Annotated in this window: 23 protein-coding genes; 11 read left to right on the top strand and 12 right to left on the bottom strand. The window is 63.5% G+C overall.

The annotated features are described in order from the left end of the window. The first annotated feature begins 32 nt into the window (after positions 1-32). Positions 33-1,385 carry a ribonuclease J gene (locus AUR64_RS15950; RefSeq protein ID WP_058582955.1) on the top strand — a complete coding sequence of 451 codons (1,353 nt, stop codon included), beginning with the start codon at positions 33-35 and terminating at the stop codon, positions 1,383-1,385. Then, complete coding sequence (gene idsA3 / locus AUR64_RS15945) at positions 1,385-2,431, top strand: geranylfarnesyl diphosphate synthase (RefSeq protein ID WP_058582954.1); 1,047 nt, start codon at positions 1,385-1,387, stop codon at positions 2,429-2,431. Before AUR64_RS15950 ends, idsA3 begins: the two co-directional genes overlap by 1 nt. Before the next feature lie 26 nt (positions 2,432-2,457). On the opposite strand, the gene AUR64_RS15940 is transcribed toward idsA3, so the two are convergent. Next, positions 2,458-2,820, bottom strand: coding sequence for a DUF5658 family protein (locus AUR64_RS15940; protein ID WP_058582953.1), 363 nt, complete (start codon positions 2,818-2,820; stop codon positions 2,458-2,460). Between the two features lie 132 nt (positions 2,821-2,952). On the opposite strand from AUR64_RS15940, the gene AUR64_RS15935 reads away from it, so the two are divergent. After that, the gene (locus tag AUR64_RS15935) at positions 2,953-4,668 is read left to right on the top strand and encodes a glutamate--tRNA ligase (protein ID WP_058582952.1); all 1,716 of its coding nucleotides are present in this window, start codon (positions 2,953-2,955) and stop codon (positions 4,666-4,668) included. Between the two features lie 173 nt (positions 4,669-4,841). Here the strand turns inward: AUR64_RS15935 and AUR64_RS15930 are convergent, their stop codons facing one another. The 3 genes from AUR64_RS15930 to AUR64_RS15920 are packed head-to-tail and all read right to left on the bottom strand — an operon-like array spanning position 4,842 to position 8,274. Next, positions 4,842-5,324 (bottom strand): DUF456 domain-containing protein, encoded by a 483-nt coding sequence (locus AUR64_RS15930; protein WP_058582951.1) that lies wholly within the window; start codon positions 5,322-5,324, stop codon positions 4,842-4,844. 37 nt (positions 5,325-5,361) lie between these two features. Then, complete coding sequence (gene tmcA, locus AUR64_RS15925) at positions 5,362-7,725, bottom strand: tRNA(Met) cytidine acetyltransferase TmcA (RefSeq protein ID WP_058582950.1); 2,364 nt, start codon at positions 7,723-7,725, stop codon at positions 5,362-5,364. 57 nt (positions 7,726-7,782) lie between these two features. After that, positions 7,783-8,274, bottom strand: a complete 492-nt coding sequence (locus AUR64_RS15920) for a hypothetical protein (RefSeq protein ID WP_058582949.1) — start codon at positions 8,272-8,274, stop codon at positions 7,783-7,785. 321 nt (positions 8,275-8,595) lie between these two features. Between AUR64_RS15920 and rpl7ae the strand changes: the two genes are divergently transcribed. The 7 genes from rpl7ae to AUR64_RS15885 all read left to right on the top strand — a co-directional run bounded on the left by rpl7ae (position 8,596) and on the right by AUR64_RS15885 (position 11,865). Continuing rightward, entirely contained in the window at positions 8,596-8,958 is a 363-nt protein-coding gene (gene rpl7ae / locus AUR64_RS15915; RefSeq protein ID WP_058582948.1) for a 50S ribosomal protein L7Ae, read from the top strand. Positions 8,959-8,964: 6 nt separating this feature from the next. Next, on the top strand, positions 8,965-9,189 hold the full coding sequence (locus AUR64_RS15910; RefSeq protein WP_058582947.1) for a 30S ribosomal protein S28e: 225 nt from the start codon (positions 8,965-8,967) through the stop codon (positions 9,187-9,189). Between the two features lie 4 nt (positions 9,190-9,193). Next, complete coding sequence (locus tag AUR64_RS15905) at positions 9,194-9,391, top strand: 50S ribosomal protein L24e (protein WP_058582946.1); 198 nt, start codon at positions 9,194-9,196, stop codon at positions 9,389-9,391. Further along, positions 9,388-9,867, top strand: a complete 480-nt coding sequence (ndk, locus tag AUR64_RS15900; RefSeq protein ID WP_058582945.1) for a nucleoside-diphosphate kinase — start codon at positions 9,388-9,390, stop codon at positions 9,865-9,867. Before AUR64_RS15905 ends, ndk begins: the two co-directional genes overlap by 4 nt. A 191-nt stretch (positions 9,868-10,058) precedes the next feature. Next, positions 10,059-10,673: a hypothetical protein gene (locus tag AUR64_RS15895; protein ID WP_058582944.1), complete on the top strand. Its 615-nt coding sequence runs from the start codon at positions 10,059-10,061 to the stop codon at positions 10,671-10,673. Between the two features lie 61 nt (positions 10,674-10,734). Further along, complete coding sequence (locus tag AUR64_RS15890) at positions 10,735-11,598, top strand: class I SAM-dependent methyltransferase (protein WP_058582943.1); 864 nt, start codon at positions 10,735-10,737, stop codon at positions 11,596-11,598. A 60-nt stretch (positions 11,599-11,658) separates the two neighbouring features. Then, positions 11,659-11,865, top strand: coding sequence for a TOBE domain-containing protein (locus tag AUR64_RS15885; RefSeq protein WP_058582942.1), 207 nt, complete (start codon positions 11,659-11,661; stop codon positions 11,863-11,865). Positions 11,866-11,903: 38 nt separating this feature from the next. Here AUR64_RS15885 and AUR64_RS15880 read toward each other — a convergent pair whose 3' ends face one another. The 8 genes from AUR64_RS15880 to AUR64_RS15845 form a co-directional block, all read right to left on the bottom strand. Beyond that, positions 11,904-12,977 carry a methionine synthase gene (locus tag AUR64_RS15880; RefSeq protein ID WP_058582941.1) on the bottom strand — a complete coding sequence of 358 codons (1,074 nt, stop codon included), beginning with the start codon at positions 12,975-12,977 and terminating at the stop codon, positions 11,904-11,906. Next, positions 12,974-13,996, bottom strand: coding sequence for a 5-methyltetrahydropteroyltriglutamate--homocysteine methyltransferase (locus AUR64_RS15875; protein WP_058582940.1), 1,023 nt, complete (start codon positions 13,994-13,996; stop codon positions 12,974-12,976). The genes AUR64_RS15880 and AUR64_RS15875 overlap by 4 nt, the downstream gene beginning before the upstream one ends. Before the next feature lie 64 nt (positions 13,997-14,060). Continuing rightward, a complete protein-coding gene (locus tag AUR64_RS15870; RefSeq protein WP_058582939.1) occupies positions 14,061-14,696 on the bottom strand; it encodes a HemK2/MTQ2 family protein methyltransferase in 636 nt (211 codons plus the stop codon). After that, positions 14,693-15,868 (bottom strand): mechanosensitive ion channel family protein, encoded by a 1,176-nt coding sequence (locus AUR64_RS15865; RefSeq protein ID WP_058582938.1) that lies wholly within the window; start codon positions 15,866-15,868, stop codon positions 14,693-14,695. Before AUR64_RS15865 ends, AUR64_RS15870 begins: the two co-directional genes overlap by 4 nt. Continuing rightward, positions 15,861-16,733: a 16S ribosomal RNA methyltransferase A gene (locus AUR64_RS15860; RefSeq protein ID WP_058582937.1), complete on the bottom strand. Its 873-nt coding sequence runs from the start codon at positions 16,731-16,733 to the stop codon at positions 15,861-15,863. Before AUR64_RS15860 ends, AUR64_RS15865 begins: the two co-directional genes overlap by 8 nt. Positions 16,734-16,839: 106 nt before the next feature. Next, entirely contained in the window at positions 16,840-17,430 is a 591-nt protein-coding gene (locus tag AUR64_RS15855) for a DUF655 domain-containing protein (RefSeq protein WP_058582936.1), read from the bottom strand. A gap of 42 nt (positions 17,431-17,472) precedes the next feature. Further along, positions 17,473-17,829: an RNA polymerase Rpb4 family protein gene (locus tag AUR64_RS15850; RefSeq protein ID WP_058582935.1), complete on the bottom strand. Its 357-nt coding sequence runs from the start codon at positions 17,827-17,829 to the stop codon at positions 17,473-17,475. Beyond that, positions 17,830-18,123 carry a 50S ribosomal protein L21e gene (locus AUR64_RS15845; RefSeq protein WP_058582934.1) on the bottom strand — a complete coding sequence of 98 codons (294 nt, stop codon included), beginning with the start codon at positions 18,121-18,123 and terminating at the stop codon, positions 17,830-17,832. Positions 18,124-18,219: 96 nt separating this feature from the next. On the opposite strand from AUR64_RS15845, the gene AUR64_RS15840 reads away from it, so the two are divergent. Continuing rightward, positions 18,220-19,386 carry a cystathionine gamma-synthase gene (locus AUR64_RS15840; protein WP_058582933.1) on the top strand — a complete coding sequence of 389 codons (1,167 nt, stop codon included), beginning with the start codon at positions 18,220-18,222 and terminating at the stop codon, positions 19,384-19,386. Positions 19,387-19,421 lie beyond the last annotated feature (35 nt).

Here is a 19,421-nt window from a genome sequence, read left to right as displayed (position 1 = left end):
CACGACGTGGCATTTCAATGCTCTGATAAACCATGGAAATCGAAATCGCAACCATCGGCGGCTACGAAGAAGTCGGTCGGCAGATGACTGCCGTCCGCGCCGGTAGCGACGTCGTCGTCTTCGACATGGGTCTGAACCTCTCGCAGGTTCTCATCCACGACAACGTCGAGACCGAGAAGATGCACAGCCTGGACCTCATCGACATGGGGGCCATCCCGGACGACCGCGTCATGAGCGACCTCGAAGGTGACGTGCAGGCCATCGTGCCGACGCACGGCCACCTCGACCACATCGGCGCAATCTCGAAACTGGCACACCGCTACGACGCGCCCATCGTCGCCAGTCCGTTCACCATCGAACTGGTGAAACAGCAGGTCCAAGGCGAGAACAAGTTCAACGTCAACAACGACCTCGTGAAGATGAGCGCCGGTGAGACGATGTCCATCGGCGACTCGGGGCAGGTCGAACTGGAGTTCGTCAACGTTACTCACTCCATCATCGACGCCATCAACCCGGTCATCCACACGCCCGAGGGCGCAATCGTCTACGGCCTCGACAAGCGGATGGACCACACGCCGGTCATCGGCGACCCCATCGACATGAAGCGCTTCCGCGAAATCGGCCGCGAGGGCAACGGCGTCCTCGCCTACATCGAGGACTGTACGAACGCCGGCCGGAAGGGTCGAACCCCGTCCGAGTCCGTCGCTCGCCGCCACCTCAAAGACGTGATGACCTCCGTCGAGGACTACGACGGCGGCATCGTCGCCACGACGTTCTCCAGCCACATCGCTCGTGTCACGAGTCTCGTCGAGTTCGCCAAGGACATCGGCCGTCAGCCGGTTCTTCTGGGCCGCTCGATGGAAAAGTACTCCGGGACTGCGGAACGCCTGAACTTCGTCGACTTCCCGGACGACCTCGGTATGTACGGTCATCGCAAGTCGGTCGACCGCACGTTCAAGCGCATCATGAAGGAGGGCAAGGAGAACTTCCTGCCAATCGTCACGGGCCACCAAGGCGAACCCCGCGCGATGCTCACTCGAATGGGCCGCGGCGAGACGCCGTACGAAATCGACAACGGTGACAAGGTCATCTTCTCGGCGCGCGTCATCCCGGAACCGACCAACGAAGGTCAGCGCTACCAGTCCGAGAAACTCCTGAAGATGCAGGGTGCGCGCATCTACGACGACATCCACGTCTCCGGCCACCTCCGTGAGGAAGGCCACTACGCGATGCTCGACGCGCTCCAACCCCAGCACGTCATCCCGGCCCACCAGAACCTCAAAGGGCTCGCACCGTACGTCAGCCTCTGTGACTCGGAAGGGTACACACTCGGCCGAGACGTGCACGTGACGAGCAACGGGAACATGATTCAGCTGGTCCAGTGATGTCATCGAACGCGACAGAAGAGCGGGTACTGGCCGCCGTCGGCGAGCGACGCGAACTCGTCAACGAGGCCATCGACGAGGAGGTGCCCATGGCCGAACCACAGCGCCTCTACGAAGCCACTCGCTACCTGTTGGAAGCAGGTGGCAAGCGCCTTCGGCCCGCCGTCGCGCTGCTCGCCGCCGAAGCCCTCGCGGACGTAGAACCACTATCGACGGAGTACCGCGCGTTCCCGGCACTCGACGAAGGTAGTGTCGACCTGATGTCCGCCGCCGTCGGTCTCGAAGTCATCCAGTCGTTCACGCTTATCCACGACGACATTATGGACGACGACGACCTTCGGCGCGGCGTACCCGCCGTCCACGAGGCGTACGACACCGAGACGGCTATCCTGGCCGGGGATACGCTCTACTCGAAAGCGTTCGAACTCATGACGAACACGGGCGCAAAGCCCGAACGAGGCCTCGAAGCGACCAGACTGCTCGCAACGACCTGTACCCGAATCTGTGAGGGACAGGCCCTCGACGTCTCCTTCGAGCACCGTAGCGACATCCTCCCGGAGGAGTATCTGGAGATGATAGAGTTCAAGACGGCCGTGCTGTACGGTGCCGCCGCGGCGACGCCCGCGGTGCTGATGGGTGCGGACGACGACGTCGTCGACGCGCTCTACCAGTACGGCATCGACGCCGGCTGTGCGTTCCAGATACAGGACGACGTGTTGGACCTCACGGTCCCCTCCGAGGAACTGGGCAAACAGCGAGGGTCGGACCTCGTCGAGGAGAAAGAGACGCTCATCACGCTCCACGCACGCCAACACGACGTAGACATCGCGGGTCTCGTCGATACGGCGTCGCTCGACGACGTGACCGAGTCCGACATCGACGCGGCCGTTTCGGAACTCGAACACGTCGGCAGCATCAAGTACGCCCGCGAGATGGCCGAAGAACTCGTCAGAGAGAGCAAAGAACGGCTCGAAGTGCTGCCGGACAACGAGGCACGCGGCCTCCTCGAAGATATCGCCGACTACCTCATCACGCGCGGTTACTGAGACGCCACTTTTCTTCTTTCTTTTGACTACCCGAACAGCGACAGCAACCAGATGTTGTACCCCGTCAGTCCCACGCCGACGAGTGACAACAGACCGGGGAGTACGTACGGAAACAGTGGCTCACCCAGTCGTGCTGCGTACTGACTGATAGCGAGACAGAGACCGAACACGGCGAGTTTGAGCCCGACCAACCCGGCAAGGCCGAACGTCTCCACCGCCGACGCCATCACGGGATTGCCTTCGACGACGCCGGAGGCGAAGGCGACGATGGCGACAGTAGTGACGACGTCGCCGACGCCGTACCCGGTCGCTGCAGCGAACCAGACCCAGTAGAAGCGTCGCTCGGTGACCGGCGTCCCGTCGAGAGTGAGCCACGCCCGAGCGTTCACAGCGGAGCATCTCCACGGGGAGCTTATAGGTTTGTTGCTGGAGATGACTGTCTCGTCATCTATCCAATGTCTGTCGACTGTGGTGCGCGCAATCCACGGCTGTTTTTACCGGGCGGACGAAACCCGCGGGTAATGGACGAGGACCTTCGAACTCGCGTGCAGACGGAAGCCGAAAAGCACGCGCTGTTCAACGCGGTGAAGTACGAGAGCGACGCCGACGTGGGCGCGGTGATGGGGCCGCTCATGGGCGAGAACCCTGAGTTCCGCCCGCACGGTGGCGAGATTCCGGGTGTCGTCGGCGGCGTCGTCGCCGACGTGAACGCGATGGACCACGGCGAGCGACGCGAGCGACTCGGCGAACTCGCCCCCGACCTGCTCGACGAACTCGACAGCGAAGACGAAGAGGACGAGCAGGTACTCTCGGACCTCCCAAATGTGGACAACTACGACGAAGTTCGGATGCGCGCCGCGCCGAACCCCAACGGGCCGTGGCACATCGGCCACGCGCGGATGCCCGCGGTCATCGGGACGTACAAGGAGATGTACGACGGGTCGTTCATCGTCCGCTTCGACGACACCGACCCCGAGACCAAGCGCCCCGATTTGGACGCCTACGACGCCATCTTAGACGACATCGACTATCTCGGCTTCGAACCGGACGACGTACTTCGAGCGTCGGACCGTCTCGACATCTACTACGACCACGCCCGCGAACTCATCGAGAACGGTGGCGCGTACACCTGTTCGTGTACGGGTGAGGCGTTCTCGGAACTGAAGAACTCGGGCGAGCCGTGTCCACACCGAGACAAAGACCCCGAGACGACGATGACGGAGTTCGAGGCGCTCGTCGACGGCGAGTACTCGTCGGGTGAGATGGTGCTCCGCGTCAAAACCGACATCGAACACAAGAACCCGGCGCTCCGCGATTTCGTCGCGTTCCGCGTTATCGACACGCCACACCCGCGCGAGGAGGCCGAGAAGTACCGCCTCTGGCCGATGCTCGACTTCCAGTCGGGCATCGACGACCACCTCACAGGCGTCACGCACATCATCCGCGGCATCGACCTGCAGGACTCGGCGAAACGCCAGCAGTTCGTCTACGACTACTTCGACTGGGAGTACCCCGAAGTCGTCCACTGGGGCCACGTCCAGATAGACGAGTACGGCGTGAAGATGTCCACGTCGACTATCAAGCAACTCATCGCCGAGGGCGAACTCGACGGCTGGGACGACCCGCGCGCGCCGACTATCAAGAGCCTCCGTCGGCGCGGTATCCGCGGCGAGGCCATCGTCGAGTCGATGGTCGGTCTCGGCACCTCCACCAGCAACGTCGACTTGGCGATGAGCACCGTCTACGCGAACAACCGAGAGTTAATCGACGACGATGCCCCGCGCTACTTCCTCGTCCGCGACGGCGTTGAACTCCCGCTCTCGGGTGGACCCGACGCGGGCCACCCGCCGATTCACCCCGACCACGAAGAGCGCGGAAACCGAACCATCCCTGCTGGTGACGCAGTGCTCGTCGAACCTTCGGACGTTCCCCAGAGCGGCGAGCGAGTCTGGCTGAAAGGCTACGGCTGTGTCCGTTACGAGGACGACGCCCTGGAGTACGTCGGCGACGACATCGACGTCGTCCGCAACGAAGGCGTCGACGTGATTCACTGGGCACCGGCCGAGGAGAACGTCTCTGTGACCATGCGAACGACCGAGGGCGACGTGGCGGGTCGTGCCGAACCCGACTTCGGCGACGCCACCGTCGACGACGCGGTGCAGTTCGAACGCGTCGGCTTCGTCCGCGTGGACTCACAGGACGACGACGAAGCGGTGACGTACTTCAGCCACGACTGAGGGGAAAGAGAGCGAACAGGCGACACGACCGGCTTCTCTTTCGACAACACCGGGACGCTGTGTCGCACACCCGCGAGACGACCCGGAGCGAGGGTTAGCTCACACGGGCCGTTGGTTTCGTCTTCGTATTTGAACGTTCGTCCTGTCGAGACGACGGTCTGGGCGATGACGGCTTACAGAAACACCACGAGAACGAACGCGACGAGCATCAGCGACGTCAATACGACCTGTACGGCCGCAGACGCCAGTACGCCGATAGTCGCAAACAGCGCCGTCTTGAAACTCGCGTTCGCGTCCTGATTGCGGTAGAACTCCAGTGCGAACACCGTCCCGGCGACGCCGAGGATGATGCCCGGCGGCCCGGCGACGAAAAACGCCAGAAACCCGACAGCGGCCGCGACGAGCGTCGTCCGCGTCGACGCGCCGCCGTACTTGGCGGCGATGGGTCCGGCGAAGTAGTCGAGGACGACTGCCGTGAGTCCGACGGCCGTGAGTCCAAGAACTGCGAGAAGTCCGGGTTCGCCGAAGTCCGTCGACCACCAGTAGAGGTAGACGCCGGCGAGCGACGTGAGCGCGCCCGGCAGCAACGGTGCGACGCTGCCGACGACGCCGAGGACCAACAGCGCGAGCGCCAGCCATCCGAGAGGTTCGACCATACGGTCCGTACGCCGGCGGCCCTCTTCGGCGTACCGCTCAGAACTCGTCGGAGAACCGCGCTCGCTCCTCGACGACGGTGTCGTTGTCGCCGCCGTAGTGGTCGACGAGGGGCCGAAACGCCGTTCCGAGCGCCCGCATACACTGCCCCGTCGAAACGTAGTCGAGTTCCGCTGCAACGTTCTCCCACAACTGGGCCTGTAGCACCTTCCGGACGAGGAGTCGCTCCTCGCGAACGGAGAGTTGCGTCTCGCTCCCGTCGGTGCTGTCGTCGCTTTGGGCGCTGTCGCCGTCATCACCGTCGCCGCCGACGAAGTAGGCCAGTGCAAGCCGCCGAAACGCTCCGGGGGCCGCGACGTAGAGACCGGGTCCGTACGAGGCTCCGACGACGACGCGCCACTCGTGGTCCGAGAGCGACGGGTTGACCGGAGCGTCGGTCGCTGCGAGTGTCGCCCGAACCACGTCCGGGTCTGCATCCCGAAGCGGGTCCGAGAGCACCCCAATCGCTCTCTCTCGGAACCATCGGGAGTGTCGTTCGGCGAGTTCTCGTCCCGAATCCGAGAGCGGGTTCAGCATGACCGCCGAGTACTCGCCGCTCGTGTCGTTGCGCGTCGTCGAGAGGTGGACCGTCCGGTAGCCGTTCTCGCGCCAAAACGAGAGCAGTTCCGGCGTCGCCCCGTAGCCGACCCCGAGCCAATCTACTTCGCCGCGGAACTCCTCTTTCGTCGCCGAAAGCAGTCGAGAACCGAGACCCCGCGACCGAACCGCGTGGTGCGTTGCGATGCGGAGCACTCGATAGCCGACCGGTTCTGCTGCCTCTTCGTCTCTGAGCTGACTCGTCAGCACGTCGGGAATCATGTTACCCGCGACGCGCTGGCCGTCGTACATCTTCCGGCGCGTCGACTCCGGAAGGCCACCCTCGCGGGCCAGAAGCGCGACGGAGACGACGCGGCCGTCGTGGAGCAACACTCGAACGGAGAGGTTCGGCGCGTCGAGCAACCGCGCGAGGTCGTTCGGCTCAGTTCGGTAGTGTGCGAGCACGAGCAGGCCGAACACTTCTCGAAGCAGATGTTCGTCGGCCAGCAGGTCTTCCGGGGTGAACGCACGGTACTCGACAGAGTCGAGGGTCGCGTCCGCGACGAGTTGGTCGACCGGCGGGCGGGCATCGAGCAACAGCGCCCGAAACGCCCAGATTTCGAGCGGGTCACCCGGTGCATACCGAATCGGCTCCGAAAGCGTCACGTCCGTCACCTCGAACTCGCTCTCGCCGAGTCGGTCGCGGAACCGAACCGAGAAACCGCGGCCTGCGCCCTCGTAGCCGCGAACGGTCGTGAAGAAGCCGACGGCGGGCGCGGAGAGAAACTCCGAGAGCAGACGAACCGGGAGCGCTGCTGCTTCGTCGACGAGTACCACGTCGGGGCTGTCGCGGTCGCGGTCGCCGTCGTCTCCGTCGTCGCCGCCGTGGTCGTCTACCTCTCCTCCCGCTCCGAGTTCGTCGACGGCGGCGACGGGTGAAGCGAACTGTACTCGTCCTCCGGCCGTCGTCTCGATTCGGCGCTCGTCTTCCCCGTTGTCGGCCCGATAGCCCATCGAATCGACCACGGCGGCAGCGCGGACGAACACTTCACGGGCGCTCCGAAACGCCGGTGCGGTGACGAGTACGTGCTTTCCCTCAGCGGCGAGCGCACCGGCGGCGATGCCCGCGGCGCTGGATTTCCCTCTCCCCCTGTCGGCTTCGACGACGACGGCGTGACCGGGGTTGCGGAGCGCTTCCAGTGCGCCGACGGCGTCGGCTTGGTCGGCGGTGAGACAGGCGTCGTAGACGACCTCGGAGAACGCGGCGTTTTCGGGAGCCTTCGGCGGGTCGTGCGGCCGCGCAGGCCACGGGTCGGTGAGACCGTCGCGGTCGATTGTCTCCGAATCGACATCGACGATTGCAACGCCCGGATGCTCGCGGAGCGTCTCGACGAGTCGTCCTCGGAATCGCGTCCCCACGTCGTCGAGGTCGAACGGCGGCACGGCGAGGTGGTCGTCGAACCACTCACGGCGCTCTGGCCACGCCGACAGCGGCGGGGTGAGAAGAACCAAGAGACCACCGCCGTCGACGGCACCGACGACTTGGCCCAGTGCGTTCGGTGAGAACTTCTCGTGGGCGTCGAAGACCACTGCCCCCCGAGTTCGACCGAGGAGATTTCCCGCGTGGTTCGGCGCGTGGCGCTCGAATCTGAATCCCTCGCGGGAGCTGACGATGGTCACGTCGTCGTCGGCGACTTCGGCCGCGTCGAGAGCGGTGTAAGCGGCGTCGATGCCGGCGTCTCGGTCGCCGGCGAGTACGAGCAGTCGACGTTCGTTCGCACGCTCGGCCTCGGTGCGGAGGCGGTCGGCGAGGGCGGCCACGTCCATCGTCCGTACTGGTCGCTTGCGGGTAATGGTGATTTCGTCTGGGCGGTGGGCGGTGAGTCAGAATGTGGCGAACAACATGACGCCGAGTAGTCCAAGCACTGCGAGGCCGAACGAAGCGGCGATGGCTCCGAACCATATCCGGTCGTGCCCTCGATGCGAACCGGTCAAGAGTGCAACGCCGAGAACGAGCGGAATACACGCCATCCCGACGGGGTACGCCGTCGCAACTATCGTTTTGACTCCGACATCGCTGGGAGGACTGTTGGGTATCAACCACCAGACACCGTGACCGGCGAGCCACAGACCGACCAGAATCTCACGCTTTCGTTTCGAGAGAAACCAGCAGACGACGAGCAACACACCGGTGAGAAAGAACCCCTCGAACGACCCGACGCCGACATCGGTGTAATCGGTCGGTAGATGTTCGAGTAGTGGGTCGAAAAGATTGACGAGCGCATACAGTCCACAGGTCGCTATCCAGTATTTGAGCGCCTTCCGTTCGAGGAGGCCGCTGAGAACTCCTCCCTCGCGCTGCTCGGACTGACTCATCGTGTTTTGGTTCGTATTACTGAGTATTCAGTTCTCGGGGCAGTTCCTCGGTGGCTCTACTGCGGAATCACCGAGTCGACGAATCCGGACTCCTAAACGAACCGAACCCCCACCTCCGAACTCGTGTCAACTGCTTTGCTCTCTCGATGCTGAAAATCGCCATGCGCAGGCGTACCACGCCCTGTACGCTTTGAAAGCGCTTTTATGGGGTGCTACGTTACAGATGTGTACAACCTGTTCGAGGTTGATGAAGCTCCACGCCATCAGGGACCGACCATCTGGTGTGGGGCGCGAGCCTACGAACAGGGAGGTGAACAACCAATGCCAGTTTACGTCGATTATGAAGTCCCGGCCGACCTCGCAGAGCGCGCTCTCGAAGCGCTCGAGGTTGCCCGAGACACCGGAACGGTCAAGAAAGGTACCAACGAGACAACCAAAGCCATCGAGCGCGGCAACGCCGACCTCGTCTACGTCGCCGAAGACGTCTCCCCCGAGGAGATCGTCATGCACCTGCCCGAACTCGCAGATGAGAAGGGCATCGCGTACATCTTCGTCGAGACGCAGGACGACATCGGCCACGCGGCCGGTCTCGAAGTCGGCAGCGCCGCTGCCGCCATCGTCGACGCCGGCGAGGCCGAAGACGATGTCGAAGACATCGCCTCGAAGGTCGAGGACCTGCAGTAAGCCACCATGAGCGCAGAAGAGAGTACCAACGACTCGACCTCCGCCGAGGTTATCGAGATCGTTGGCAAGACCGGGATGCACGGCGAGGCCATGCAGGTCAAATGCCGCATCCGCGAAGGCTCGAACCAGGGCCGCATCATCACGCGTAACGTGTTGGGTCCCGTCCGAGAGGGCGACGTGCTCCAACTCCGCGAGACCCAGCGCGACGCGGACTCCATCGGAGGTCAGTAAGCCAATGCCACAGAACCGAGACTGCGACTACTGCGGCGCCGACATCGAACCCGGCACGGGCACGATGTTCGTCCGCACCGACGGCACCGTCATCCACTACTGCTCTTCGAAGTGCGAGAAGAACGCCGACCTCGGCCGTGAATCGCGCGACCTAGAGTGGACCGAAGCCGGCGGCGCACCCACGCGAGGCTCCGACGAATGAGCCACCACGACGAGCGCACGTTCGTGATGGTCAAGCCCGACGGCGTCCAGCGCGGCCTCATCGGGGACATCGTCTCCCGATTCGAGGAACGCGGCCTCAAACTCGTCGGTGGGAAGTTCATGCAGATCGACGAGGACCTCGCCCACGAACACTACGGCGAGCACGAGGGCAAGCCGTTCTTCGACGGTCTCGTCGACTTCATCACCTCCGGACCCGTCTTTGCGATGGTCTGGGAGGGCGCGGACGCGACCCGACAGGTCCGCCGCATGATGGGCGAGACCGACCCCGCCGACTCCGCACCGGGCACCATCCGCGGTGACTTCGGCCTCGACCTCGGCCGCAACGTCATCCACGGCTCGGACCACGAGGACGAAGGCGCAAACGAGCGCGAAATCAGCCTGTTCTTCGACGACGACGAACTGCTCGACTACGAGCGCGTCGACGAACAGTGGCTCTACGAAGACGAAGACCACTAATCTCCGCGTTTTCTCTCGTTTTCTCTCCCGTCGAGCGACTGCTGTTCTCCGAGTCGACTCGCCTCTCGTCGGACTCTCTGAGTCTCCCGACGCCGAGAGAGTTCAATCGCCGCGCGCAAAGCGATATGCGCACGGCCATCTTCTCTCAGCCTGAACAGCGGCAGCACCACGCTACCGCCGGAAGGTTATCCATGGTCGACATCTCCCAACTGTTCGTCCTCTTCGTGATACTGCTCACCGTCGTCCTCGTCGGCTACGCGTTCGTCATGCTGACAGGCGCACTGCTGTTGGCGCGGGTTGCAAGTGCGCTCACCGCGAGAACGGCGACGGTCGTCCCCGACGACCGGAGTCTCGGCGACGTGGAGCGTCACCTCGAATCGCTCGCGCTCGAACGCCACGTCGACAGCGGCGTCGTTCGGGCCGTCGAACCGGAGCGCCGCCGACCCGGACGCAGTCCCGCGGCGTACGCCAGACCCCCCACCGACGGCGTCCGGGTCGACGTCGCCATCCCGACGCCCGAGCGCCCGCTCGTCAGCGAGTGGTTCCCACTCCCGGAACGACTCGACGGACGCTCGCAACTCGAAACCGTCCTTCGACGCTACGACGTTCCGGCGGACGACCTCTCGGAACTGCTCGGAACCGAAGTGCCAGTCCATCGAGCGACCGACGGTCGGTGGGTCGTCGACTGGCATCCGGCGTCGCCGACGTTCGACGCTCGGGCCGTCGTCCGCGAAGGCGTCCGGTGGGTCGTCGCTCGGCAGAGACAACAGCAACGACAGCAGCAACAGCAGCGACAACGAGAGTGAATCGGTAGCTTCGCCGACGAGGGACCGACACGCTCTTCGGACGACCGGCCGCCGACTCCGCATGGACGATTCGCTCACCGCCAACCGCGACTACTGGGACGAGTTGGCAGCACATCATCCAACCACCGATTTTTACGACGTACAGGGGTTCCTCGACGGCCAATCGACGCTTTTCGACCTCGAACGCGGGGAACTCGGCGGCGTTGTCGGCGAGCGTCTGCTTCACCTCCAGTGTCACTTCGGTCTCGACACGCTCTCGTGGGCGCGCGAAGGCGCGGAAGTGACCGGCGTCGACTTCTCGGAGACGGCAATCGAAACCGCCCGCGAACTCCGCGACGAGGTCGGTATCGACGAACTCGACGCCCAATTCGTCGAGAGCGACGTGTACGACCTCGATTTGGGTGAGCGATTCGACACCGTCTTTACTTCCTACGGGGTCCTCGCGTGGCTGCCGGACCTCGACGGCTGGGCCGACGTTATCGACCGGCATCTGAAACCGGGCGGTCGCTTCTACATCGCCGAGATACACCCGTTCGGTGCGATGTTCGGCACCGTCGTTCGGACCGAGGCCGGCGAACCGACTGATATCGACGGCGACCCAGCCGACTACGTCGGGACGCTCGCGTGGCCGTATCACAGCGACGGCGCGCTGTCGGTCCCCGTCGACGACGGGTCGTACGCCGACGGTGACATCGAGACGGCAGTCGAATCCGTCGAGGAGTGGACACACGGACTCGGCGAGGTCGTCACCGCACTCTCTGACGTTGGGCTCCGGATTGAGTTCCTCCACGAGTTCGAGAAAGCCTGTTACCAGCAGTGTCCGTCGATGGTCGAAGGTGACGACGGCTGGTGGCGATTCGAGAGCGGCGACGACGCCCCCGACGTGCCATTGACGTTCTCGCTGCTGGCGACGAAACCCGAGTGAGGGCCGACCTCGACCGACGCTGACGAACGTTTTTGCCATTGCTCGTGGCACCCTCTTTGCATGACACTCAGCGCACGCAACCGACTCTCGGGCACGGTCGAGTCTCTCGAAATCGGCGAGAACACAGCGGAAGTCCAAGTGGAACTGCGCGACGGAGAGACGGTGACGGCGGTTATCACCGCGAACTCCGCAGAACGGTTGGACCTTTCAGAGGGCGACTCCGTCGACGCTATCGTGAAAGCGACCGACGTGATGGTTGACGCCTGAATCGTCTCGTTCGCTCAGTCGATTTTTCAGTCAACCGCTCAGTCGGCCGTCGGAACCGGCGCGTCGAGGTCGATTTCGCCCGCGTCGAGTTCTTTCTCGACTTCGCGGGCGGCCGTCACCATGTTCTCCATCTTTCCGTACGCGATTTCTCGTGGGAGGAGTTTCAGTCCACAATCGGGCGAGATGGTGAGTTTCTCCGGCGGGACGACTTTCAGCCCCTGTTTGATGTTCTCTTTTATCTCCTCGACTGGTTCTACTTCGGCGGTGTGGGCGTCGACGACGCCGAGTGCGAGGTCCGGTTCGAAGTCGGGTTCGGTGAACACGTCTATCTGCTCGTAGCCGCCGTTGCAGAGTTCGACGTCGAACTCGTCGATGGGGAACTCGTTGAGTTCGGGGTAGATACGCGAGTAGTCGCCGTAGCAGACGTGCAGGCCGATGCGGACCTCCTCGGGGATGCCGTCGGCGATGCGTTCGAGACACTCGCCGACGATGGCGTGGTCGTCGGGCGTCGTCGCCAGCGCGGGTTCGTCGATTTGGACGTAGCGAGCGCCTGCTTCGACGAGTTTCTCGATTTCGAGATTCACGAGGTCTGCGAGGTCGTAGGCGAGTTCTTCCTCGCTGTCGTACGCCTCGTTGAACGACCAGTTCGCCAGCGTGTACGGCCCCGTGATGGGTACCTTGACGGGGCGAGACGCGACGTCGCGGGTGAACTCGAACTCGTCGACCAGCCACGGTTCGTCGTACTCGACTTCGTCGGCGACACTCGGTTTGTCGAAGTAGTTGTGACCCCACACCTTCACGGGACCGTTGAACTCGTAGCCGTCGATACGGTGCGCGAAGAACTCGACCATCTCGTTTCGGCGCATCTCGCCGTCGACGACGGTGTCGAGGCCGGTGCGTTCGTGTTCGTGGGTGATGACCTCCGAGGCGTCGTCGTACGCCTCTTCGAGGTTGTCGGCGTCGAAGCGCGCGTCTTCATCCTCTGACAGGTCTTTCGCGCGGTTGAGCCACTTCGGTTTCGGATAGCTTCCCACGACCGTCGTCAGGAGGAAGTGGTCGTTCTCGTGATTCTCGGGGACGAACTGCGCTCTGTTGTCGGCGTTTCGGCTCATGCTTGCACCTCCGTCTCCTCGCCGCGAGCGAGGGCGACACCCTCGGCCAAGGCAGCGAGCTTCTCCTGATACTTGTTCACCGGCAGGTAGAACAACTCGGTGTTGCTCGTCGCGTAGACCGTGTCGAACTCCTGTGCGGGAATCTGCTCTTGGACCCACTCGATGCGGTCCCGAATCGTCTCGGGCGATTCGACGAGCGTGTTCTGCCCGTCGACGAGGCCGAGCGCCACGCTGTCTTTCGTCCCATATTCATTGATGTTGTACAGCGTCTGCGAGCGGTCGCCCGCCACCACGTCGAAGCCGATGGCGTCCACGTCGGCGTCCATCAGGTGGGCGTACACTTTCTCCTCCAGCGCACCCCAGTAGCTGTGGACGACCACGTTTGCGTCGGTGGCGTCGGCGACGGCGTCGATAGCCTCGCTCGCTCGCGCGTCGAGGTCGTCGTCCGGCGCGTTCTCGACGAGCGACGGTTCGAGCAGGAACAGCGTCTCGTGTTCGGGGAACGCCTCGACTTCACCGGCGAGGAACTCACCCACTGCATCGAGGAACTCCGCTTCGTCGCTGTAGTGCTCGTCCGATGCGAGGTCGGCCAACGAGTACGGTCCCGGCAGGACGGCTTGCAGCGAGTCGCCGGCGGCGAGCAGGTCACTCGCCGTCTCCAACTCCGCAGCGACGTCGCCGGAGAAATCGAGTTCGCCGACGACTTCGGGGTCGCGGTAGAAGTTGTTGTTGTCGTAGTAGCGGACGATTCCTCCCGTCTCGACGTTGTCGTGGACGGTCAGCGGGTGCGCGAGGTTGTCGTCCCAGCGGAGCTGTCCTTCGACGATTCGGTCGAGGCCCGCGCCCTGCTGGTCGGCGACGACTTCTTCGCGCGCTTGGTCGTACGCGTCGACGATTTCGGGTCCCTCGTCGCCGCTGACGAGGTCGCCTTTCTGGTGGCCTTTCAACTCCGAGAGCCGCTGTTTCGCCCAGTCGGGCAGCGGATACAGCCCCGGCGTCGTGGCTACGAGTTCGGTCATCACCCGTGGCTAAGAAATGCCGAGGCTTAATATTTGCTAATGGAGAAAATGTTTGTGAGTTATCTCAGAGGCGAAGTCGTAGAATCGACAGCGTCTCGAACGGGTACGACTCCTCGGCGACGACGTCGACGTCAAATCCTTGGTCTTCGGCCCGTTCGACCACCTCGTCGTAGCCCGAAAGACTGCTCACGAGGAGTAACGCTTGCCCGCCGTCGGCGAGCACTCGTCCCACGTCGTCGACGAACGGGTCGATGAGTTCCCGGCCCGACTCACCGCCGGAGAGCGCGACTTCCATCCAGTCGCTCCACTCGTTGTCGGGGTCCGTCGGGAGGTAGGGCGGATTGAAAAGTACCGTATCGAACGCGCCGTCGACGAAAGGTGAAAAGAGGTCCGCGCGGACCACGTCGAAGCCGTCTTTTCTTTCTGCCTGCAACTCGTCCGCTCGCGCTTTCGCTTGCTCACAGGCGTGCGGATTCAGGTCGGAGGCGACCACGTCCGCGTCGGTTTCGGCGGCGACTTTCGCGGCGACCCACCCCGACCCGGTGCCGACTTCGAGCGTCCGTCCGTGGGCATGCTCGACCGCTGCCTTCGCCAAGAGGCCCGAATCCTCCGCCGGTTGGTAGACGTGCGTTTCGACCCCGCGGCGCTCGGCCAGCGAGTCACGGGTCGTCGTCTCTTTTCGGTTTTTTTCGTCGCTCATTCGCTCCCACCTCGACCGCTCCCGTTTCGGCCACTCTCGCCGCCGTCGGTGCTGGCGTTCGCCTGCACCGACCGCGACTCGCCCGCGAGTTCGAAGCCGCCGGACGACCCCCGACTCATGAGTTCGCGCACCGGGAACGGGATGTTGATATCCTCCGCTTCGTAGGCGGATTTCACCGTCGAGATGACCGCCGTCCGAGCGCGCCACTTCCGGCGTGCGCTGGGGTTGTCTATCCAGACGCGGACGCCGAGGATGATTCCGGAGTCGCCGAACTCCTTGAGGACGACCTGTGGAGAGGGTACCGACAGTATCTCGTCGAGTTCGTCGAGCGCGTCCAACGCGACGTCGGCGGCGTATTCGGCATCGACGTCGTAGTCGACACCCACGTCGACTTCGACGCGGAGGCGACCCTTCCGGGTCCGGTTGACGATAGGTTTCGCGCTCACGTCGTCGTTCGGTATCATCACGTACTCGCCGTCGAACGTCTGGAGGCGAGTCGTGACGATGGAGATGTCGGTGACGATGCCCTCGCTCTCGCCGATTTCGACCCAGTCACCGATTTCGAAGGGCCGCGAGAACATCAACACGAACCCGGCGAGGACGGACCCGAGCGTCTGCCGCGCCGCCATACCGACGACGATACCGAGAAAGCCAGCACCGACGAGCAGGTTGCCGATATCGTTGGTGAGGAGGCCGATGACGACCAGACCGACGAGCGAGTAGATACCGACCTGCGTCAGCCGAAACAGTATCTCACGCTGGTGTTCGGTGATGTCGCTGGTTCCGGCAAGTCGCTGGATGAGTCGGCCAACGAATCCCGTGAGCGCGTACGCCGCGCCGATGAGGATGAACGCGAGCGCGAGTTTCGGCAGTTGGGTACTGAGATTGAGATTTTTGTACGCCCCGGTCAACTGATTCGTCAGCCCCCACGTCCCGATGAGGACGACGACACCGATAGTCGAGACGAGTGCGACGACGCCGGAGACGACTAGTTCGGAGACGTTCCACCCCTGACTGTCCGCCCACTCGTGTGCTCGGCGTCTGAACGCCAACAGCGCAACGGTGATGACGAGGGTGATGAGTATCTGCGCTTCCGGGTACGGTTCGGCGTTCGCCAGCCACGGAATCAACCCCTGCCACCCGTCCGTCTGCAGGAGCGTGGCGCTATCCATCGCCACCCCCTCTGTAGTCGGCGGCGAGTGCCGCGAGTTCGGCGAACTCCTTCGGCGTCACCTTCCCGGCGCGCTTTCGCAGCAGTTCTTCGGGAGCGGCGTCGACGACGGCGTCGGGGTCGGCCAGCCCCGAGATGTGCGCCGTGTTCCGGATACCGTTTCTGACGGTCTTGCGACGCTGGGTGAAGATGGCCTTCACGAAGTCGAGAAAGAACGCCTCGTCGTCGACATCGTAATCGGGGTCACGCGGCGTCAGTCGGACGATAGCGCTGTCGACGGCCGGTGCGGGTGAAAACGCTGTCGGCGGCACGGGTTCGACCAACTCCGCGTCGGCGTAGTGTTGGGTGCTCACCGAGAGACGACCGTACTCGGCGGTCTCGGGGTCGGCGACCATCCGGTCGGCGAACTCCTTTTGGAACATCAGCACCATCGGCCGTTTTTTCGGCAACAGCCGAAACGTAATCTCGCTCGACACGCCGTAGGGAAGGTTCGCCACGCAGGCAGTGAACTCCGGCAACTCGACGTCGAGCGCATCGCCTTCGACCACGGTCAACTTGCCCGCTTCGACTTCCTCGTGGAATTCGCGTTCGAGAAACGCCGCGAACGTCGGGTCGCGTTCGACGACGGTGACGCGGTCGGCGACGGCCAACAGTCGGTCGGTCAGCGCGCCGGGTCCGCCGCCAACCTCGAGAATGTGGCCCGTGTCGGTCCCCTCGGGAAGATAGTCGGGAATACGGTCGAGCACGCGGTCGTCGACCAGAAAGTGTTGGTCGTGGTCGGGGTCGCCGCGGACGCCCGCTCGTCGAATCAGGGCGTCCGGGTTGCGTCGCTGTGAACTGTGAGACTCTCCGTCCGACCCAGTCATAGCGCGGATTTCACGCCGGACGTGGGTAAACTTCCCGTTCCCGGTTCAGTTCGATGTCGGCATCCGAAACCAGTCGCATCGTCGAAATCGCGCGCGAACCCGCCCCTCAGTCACGGCGGACGAACGCTTTGTACTTCAGGTCGTCGTCGCGGAGTTCCTCGATGATACGCTCGGCGAGCACCTCTTTCGGTCGGTGAAGTCCCGAGACGCGGTCGTGGAGGTCCTCGAAGCTCTCGAACGGCTGTCGTTTGCGCTGTTCGAGGATGTTGTTTCGAAGCGTCTTGCCGATGCCGGGCAGGAGGTCCAACTGGTGGAGCCGAATCGTGATGGGTTGGGCGTCGCTGTAAAACGAGACGAAGCGCTCCTCGTCGGCGTCGATGATGTCGGCGACGACGTACTCCAGTTCGTTGACCGCACTGTTCGAGAGGTCGTCGTACTCGACGTCGCGGATACGTTGGATGTGTTCGCGCGCCGAGTTGGGTTCGATGGCGACTCGGTCGCCGATGCCGACGTCGGCCTCGTCGTCGAAGGTGAGTTCGACGAGTCGGAACCGTTCCTCGCCGAGGGCGTACGCTATCGGTTGTTTCTGGTACCGCGGGCGGTCGTCGTCCGACCGCCCGTACGGGAGGTAGTCGAGGACGACGGCGTACTGCGGTTGACTCTCGGCCTCGTCGTCACCGCGTTCGGAACCAGACATAACGAACGTGTACGGCGACGGGCTATTTAAAAATAGGCCGGGTTACGCGTACTTGGCGACGACGTCGAGAATCGCGTCGAGTTCGTCACCGGAGAGCGCGTACCGTTGCTGCGCGTAGAGAGCGCGGAGTTCGTTGCGGTCCTGCGGGAGAAGGTCGGCGATTTTGAACGCGGTCTGTTCGTCGACTTTCTCCAGTTCGAGTAGCTCGTCGACGAGTTCACGCGACTCCTCGGGGTCGAGGACCGCAAAACGATTGACGTGCTCGATGGAGCGCGCCAACTCGTAGCGGAGCTCACGCTCCTCGTCGGCCGCCCGTTCCGCTTCGACATCCTGGAGCAGCGGCTTTACCTCGGAGATGGTGAGGTACTCCTCGTCGAGCTTCTCTTTGAATATCGTCATCTACTTCTGCGCGCGGAGATGCGCCGGACGGGTGATGACCGTCTTCGCCTTCCCGCCGTCGTTGATTTCGACCTTGAACGCGCGGCCCTGTTTACCGAGGACCTCGCCGGTGTGGCCGTTGAAGCGCGGGTGGAAGCGACCTTTACGGACGCTCGGGTCGATGTTGAGGTGGACTTTCTGTCCCTCCTCGAACTCCTGAATCGCGCGCTGTGGCGGGGAGGTACCGCGCTCTCGCGGGTGGTTGGTTAGTTTGCCTCTCGTGCTGCCCTTGAGTGGACCGTTCGAACTCGGCATGGTCGTGGAGTGGGTTACTCACGGTCGGATTATAAAAGACACGTTCCCGCGCCGCGGAAGAGTAAGAGTAACACGCCCCTACAGTCACAACACCGTATGGACGACAGTTCGGACCCACGAATCGAAACGCGCGCAATCCACGCCGGACAGGAACCCGAAGAGGAGACGGGAGCGTTGATGACGCCCATCTACGCGAACTCCACGTACGAACAGGACGCGCCGGGCGACCACCGCGGCTACGAGTACTCCCGCACGGGTAACCCGACGCGGACCGCGCTCGAAGAGAACCTCGCCAGCCTCGAAGGCGGGTCGTACGGCCGATGCTTCTCTTCTGGGATGGGTTCGATAAACACCGTCCTGAATCTGCTCGAATCCGGTGACCACGTCGTCACCGGCGACGACGTCTACGGCGGGACGCACCGCATCTTCACGCAGGTGTACGAGAAGTACGATATCGAGTTCGACTTCGTCGACACCACCGACCACGACGCCGTCGCCGACGCGATGCGCCCGGAAACTGCCTTGCTGTGGGTGGAGACGCCGACGAATCCGCTCATGCGCGTCAACGATATCGCGGCGCTCGCCGACATCGCGCACGACAACGACGCGCTCTGTGCGGTCGACAACACCTTCGCGACGCCGTACCTCCAGCGCCCGCTCGAACACGGCGCGGATATCGTCAGCCACTCGCTGACGAAGTATCTTGGCGGCCACTCCGACGTGGTCGGCGGTGCGCTCGTCACTGACGACGAGGACCTCGACGAACAGTTCGGGTTCTACCAGAACAGCGTCGGCGCGACGCCGAGTCCGTTCGACTGCTTCCTCGTCCTCCGCGGGACGAAGACGCTTCCCGTCCGGATGGACCGCCACTGCGACAACGCCCGTGAACTCGCACAGTGGCTCGACGACCACGAGGCCGTCGACCGGGTGTACTACCCCGGACTCGACTCGCATCCGCAACACGACGTTGCCGCCGCGCAGATGGACGACTTCGGCGGAATGCTCAGCTTCGAGTTCGACGGGACGCTAGAAGAGGCGAGCGCCGTCGTCTCGAACACTGAGGTGTTCACACTCGCCGAGAGTCTCGGTGGCGTCGAGAGCCTCATCGAACAGCCAGCGCCGATGACACACGCCGCGATTCCACGCGAGGAACGCGTCGCTGCCGGTCTCACCGACAGCCTCATCCGCGTCAGCGTCGGCATCGAACACGTCGACGACCAGAAGGCTGACCTCCAGCAGGCGTTCGACGCAGCTCTGGAGTAATCTCGTCGAACCGGCACGCGGACGTCGACGACGAC

The sequence above is a fragment of the Haloprofundus marisrubri genome (assembly GCF_001469955.1).
Lineage (GTDB): Archaea > Halobacteriota > Halobacteria > Halobacteriales > Haloferacaceae > Haloprofundus > Haloprofundus marisrubri.
This window is presented reverse-complemented; position numbering and strand designations above follow the sequence as displayed.

Coding starts and splice junctions, on each gene's coding strand:
- AUR64_RS15950 (WP_058582955.1), top strand. CDS start 33: ATGGAAATCGAAATCGCAACCATCGGCGGCTACGAAGAAGTCGGTCGG.
- idsA3 (WP_058582954.1), top strand. CDS start 1,385: ATGTCATCGAACGCGACAGAAGAGCGGGTACTGGCCGCCGTCGGCGAG.
- AUR64_RS15935 (WP_058582952.1), top strand. CDS start 2,953: ATGGACGAGGACCTTCGAACTCGCGTGCAGACGGAAGCCGAAAAGCAC.
- AUR64_RS15930 (WP_058582951.1), bottom strand. CDS start 5,324: ATGGTCGAACCTCTCGGATGGCTGGCGCTCGCGCTGTTGGTCCTCGGC.
- tmcA (WP_058582950.1), bottom strand. CDS start 7,725: ATGGACGTGGCCGCCCTCGCCGACCGCCTCCGCACCGAGGCCGAGCGT.
- AUR64_RS15920 (WP_058582949.1), bottom strand. CDS start 8,274: ATGAGTCAGTCCGAGCAGCGCGAGGGAGGAGTTCTCAGCGGCCTCCTC.
- rpl7ae (WP_058582948.1), top strand. CDS start 8,596: ATGCCAGTTTACGTCGATTATGAAGTCCCGGCCGACCTCGCAGAGCGC.
- AUR64_RS15910 (WP_058582947.1), top strand. CDS start 8,965: ATGAGCGCAGAAGAGAGTACCAACGACTCGACCTCCGCCGAGGTTATC.
- AUR64_RS15905 (WP_058582946.1), top strand. CDS start 9,194: ATGCCACAGAACCGAGACTGCGACTACTGCGGCGCCGACATCGAACCC.
- ndk (WP_058582945.1), top strand. CDS start 9,388: ATGAGCCACCACGACGAGCGCACGTTCGTGATGGTCAAGCCCGACGGC.
- AUR64_RS15895 (WP_058582944.1), top strand. CDS start 10,059: ATGGTCGACATCTCCCAACTGTTCGTCCTCTTCGTGATACTGCTCACC.
- AUR64_RS15890 (WP_058582943.1), top strand. CDS start 10,735: ATGGACGATTCGCTCACCGCCAACCGCGACTACTGGGACGAGTTGGCA.
- AUR64_RS15885 (WP_058582942.1), top strand. CDS start 11,659: ATGACACTCAGCGCACGCAACCGACTCTCGGGCACGGTCGAGTCTCTC.
- AUR64_RS15880 (WP_058582941.1), bottom strand. CDS start 12,977: ATGAGCCGAAACGCCGACAACAGAGCGCAGTTCGTCCCCGAGAATCAC.
- AUR64_RS15875 (WP_058582940.1), bottom strand. CDS start 13,996: ATGACCGAACTCGTAGCCACGACGCCGGGGCTGTATCCGCTGCCCGAC.
- AUR64_RS15870 (WP_058582939.1), bottom strand. CDS start 14,696: ATGAGCGACGAAAAAAACCGAAAAGAGACGACGACCCGTGACTCGCTG.
- AUR64_RS15865 (WP_058582938.1), bottom strand. CDS start 15,868: ATGGATAGCGCCACGCTCCTGCAGACGGACGGGTGGCAGGGGTTGATT.
- AUR64_RS15860 (WP_058582937.1), bottom strand. CDS start 16,733: ATGACTGGGTCGGACGGAGAGTCTCACAGTTCACAGCGACGCAACCCG.
- AUR64_RS15855 (WP_058582936.1), bottom strand. CDS start 17,430: ATGTCTGGTTCCGAACGCGGTGACGACGAGGCCGAGAGTCAACCGCAG.
- AUR64_RS15850 (WP_058582935.1), bottom strand. CDS start 17,829: ATGACGATATTCAAAGAGAAGCTCGACGAGGAGTACCTCACCATCTCC.
- AUR64_RS15845 (WP_058582934.1), bottom strand. CDS start 18,123: ATGCCGAGTTCGAACGGTCCACTCAAGGGCAGCACGAGAGGCAAACTA.
- AUR64_RS15840 (WP_058582933.1), top strand. CDS start 18,220: ATGGACGACAGTTCGGACCCACGAATCGAAACGCGCGCAATCCACGCC.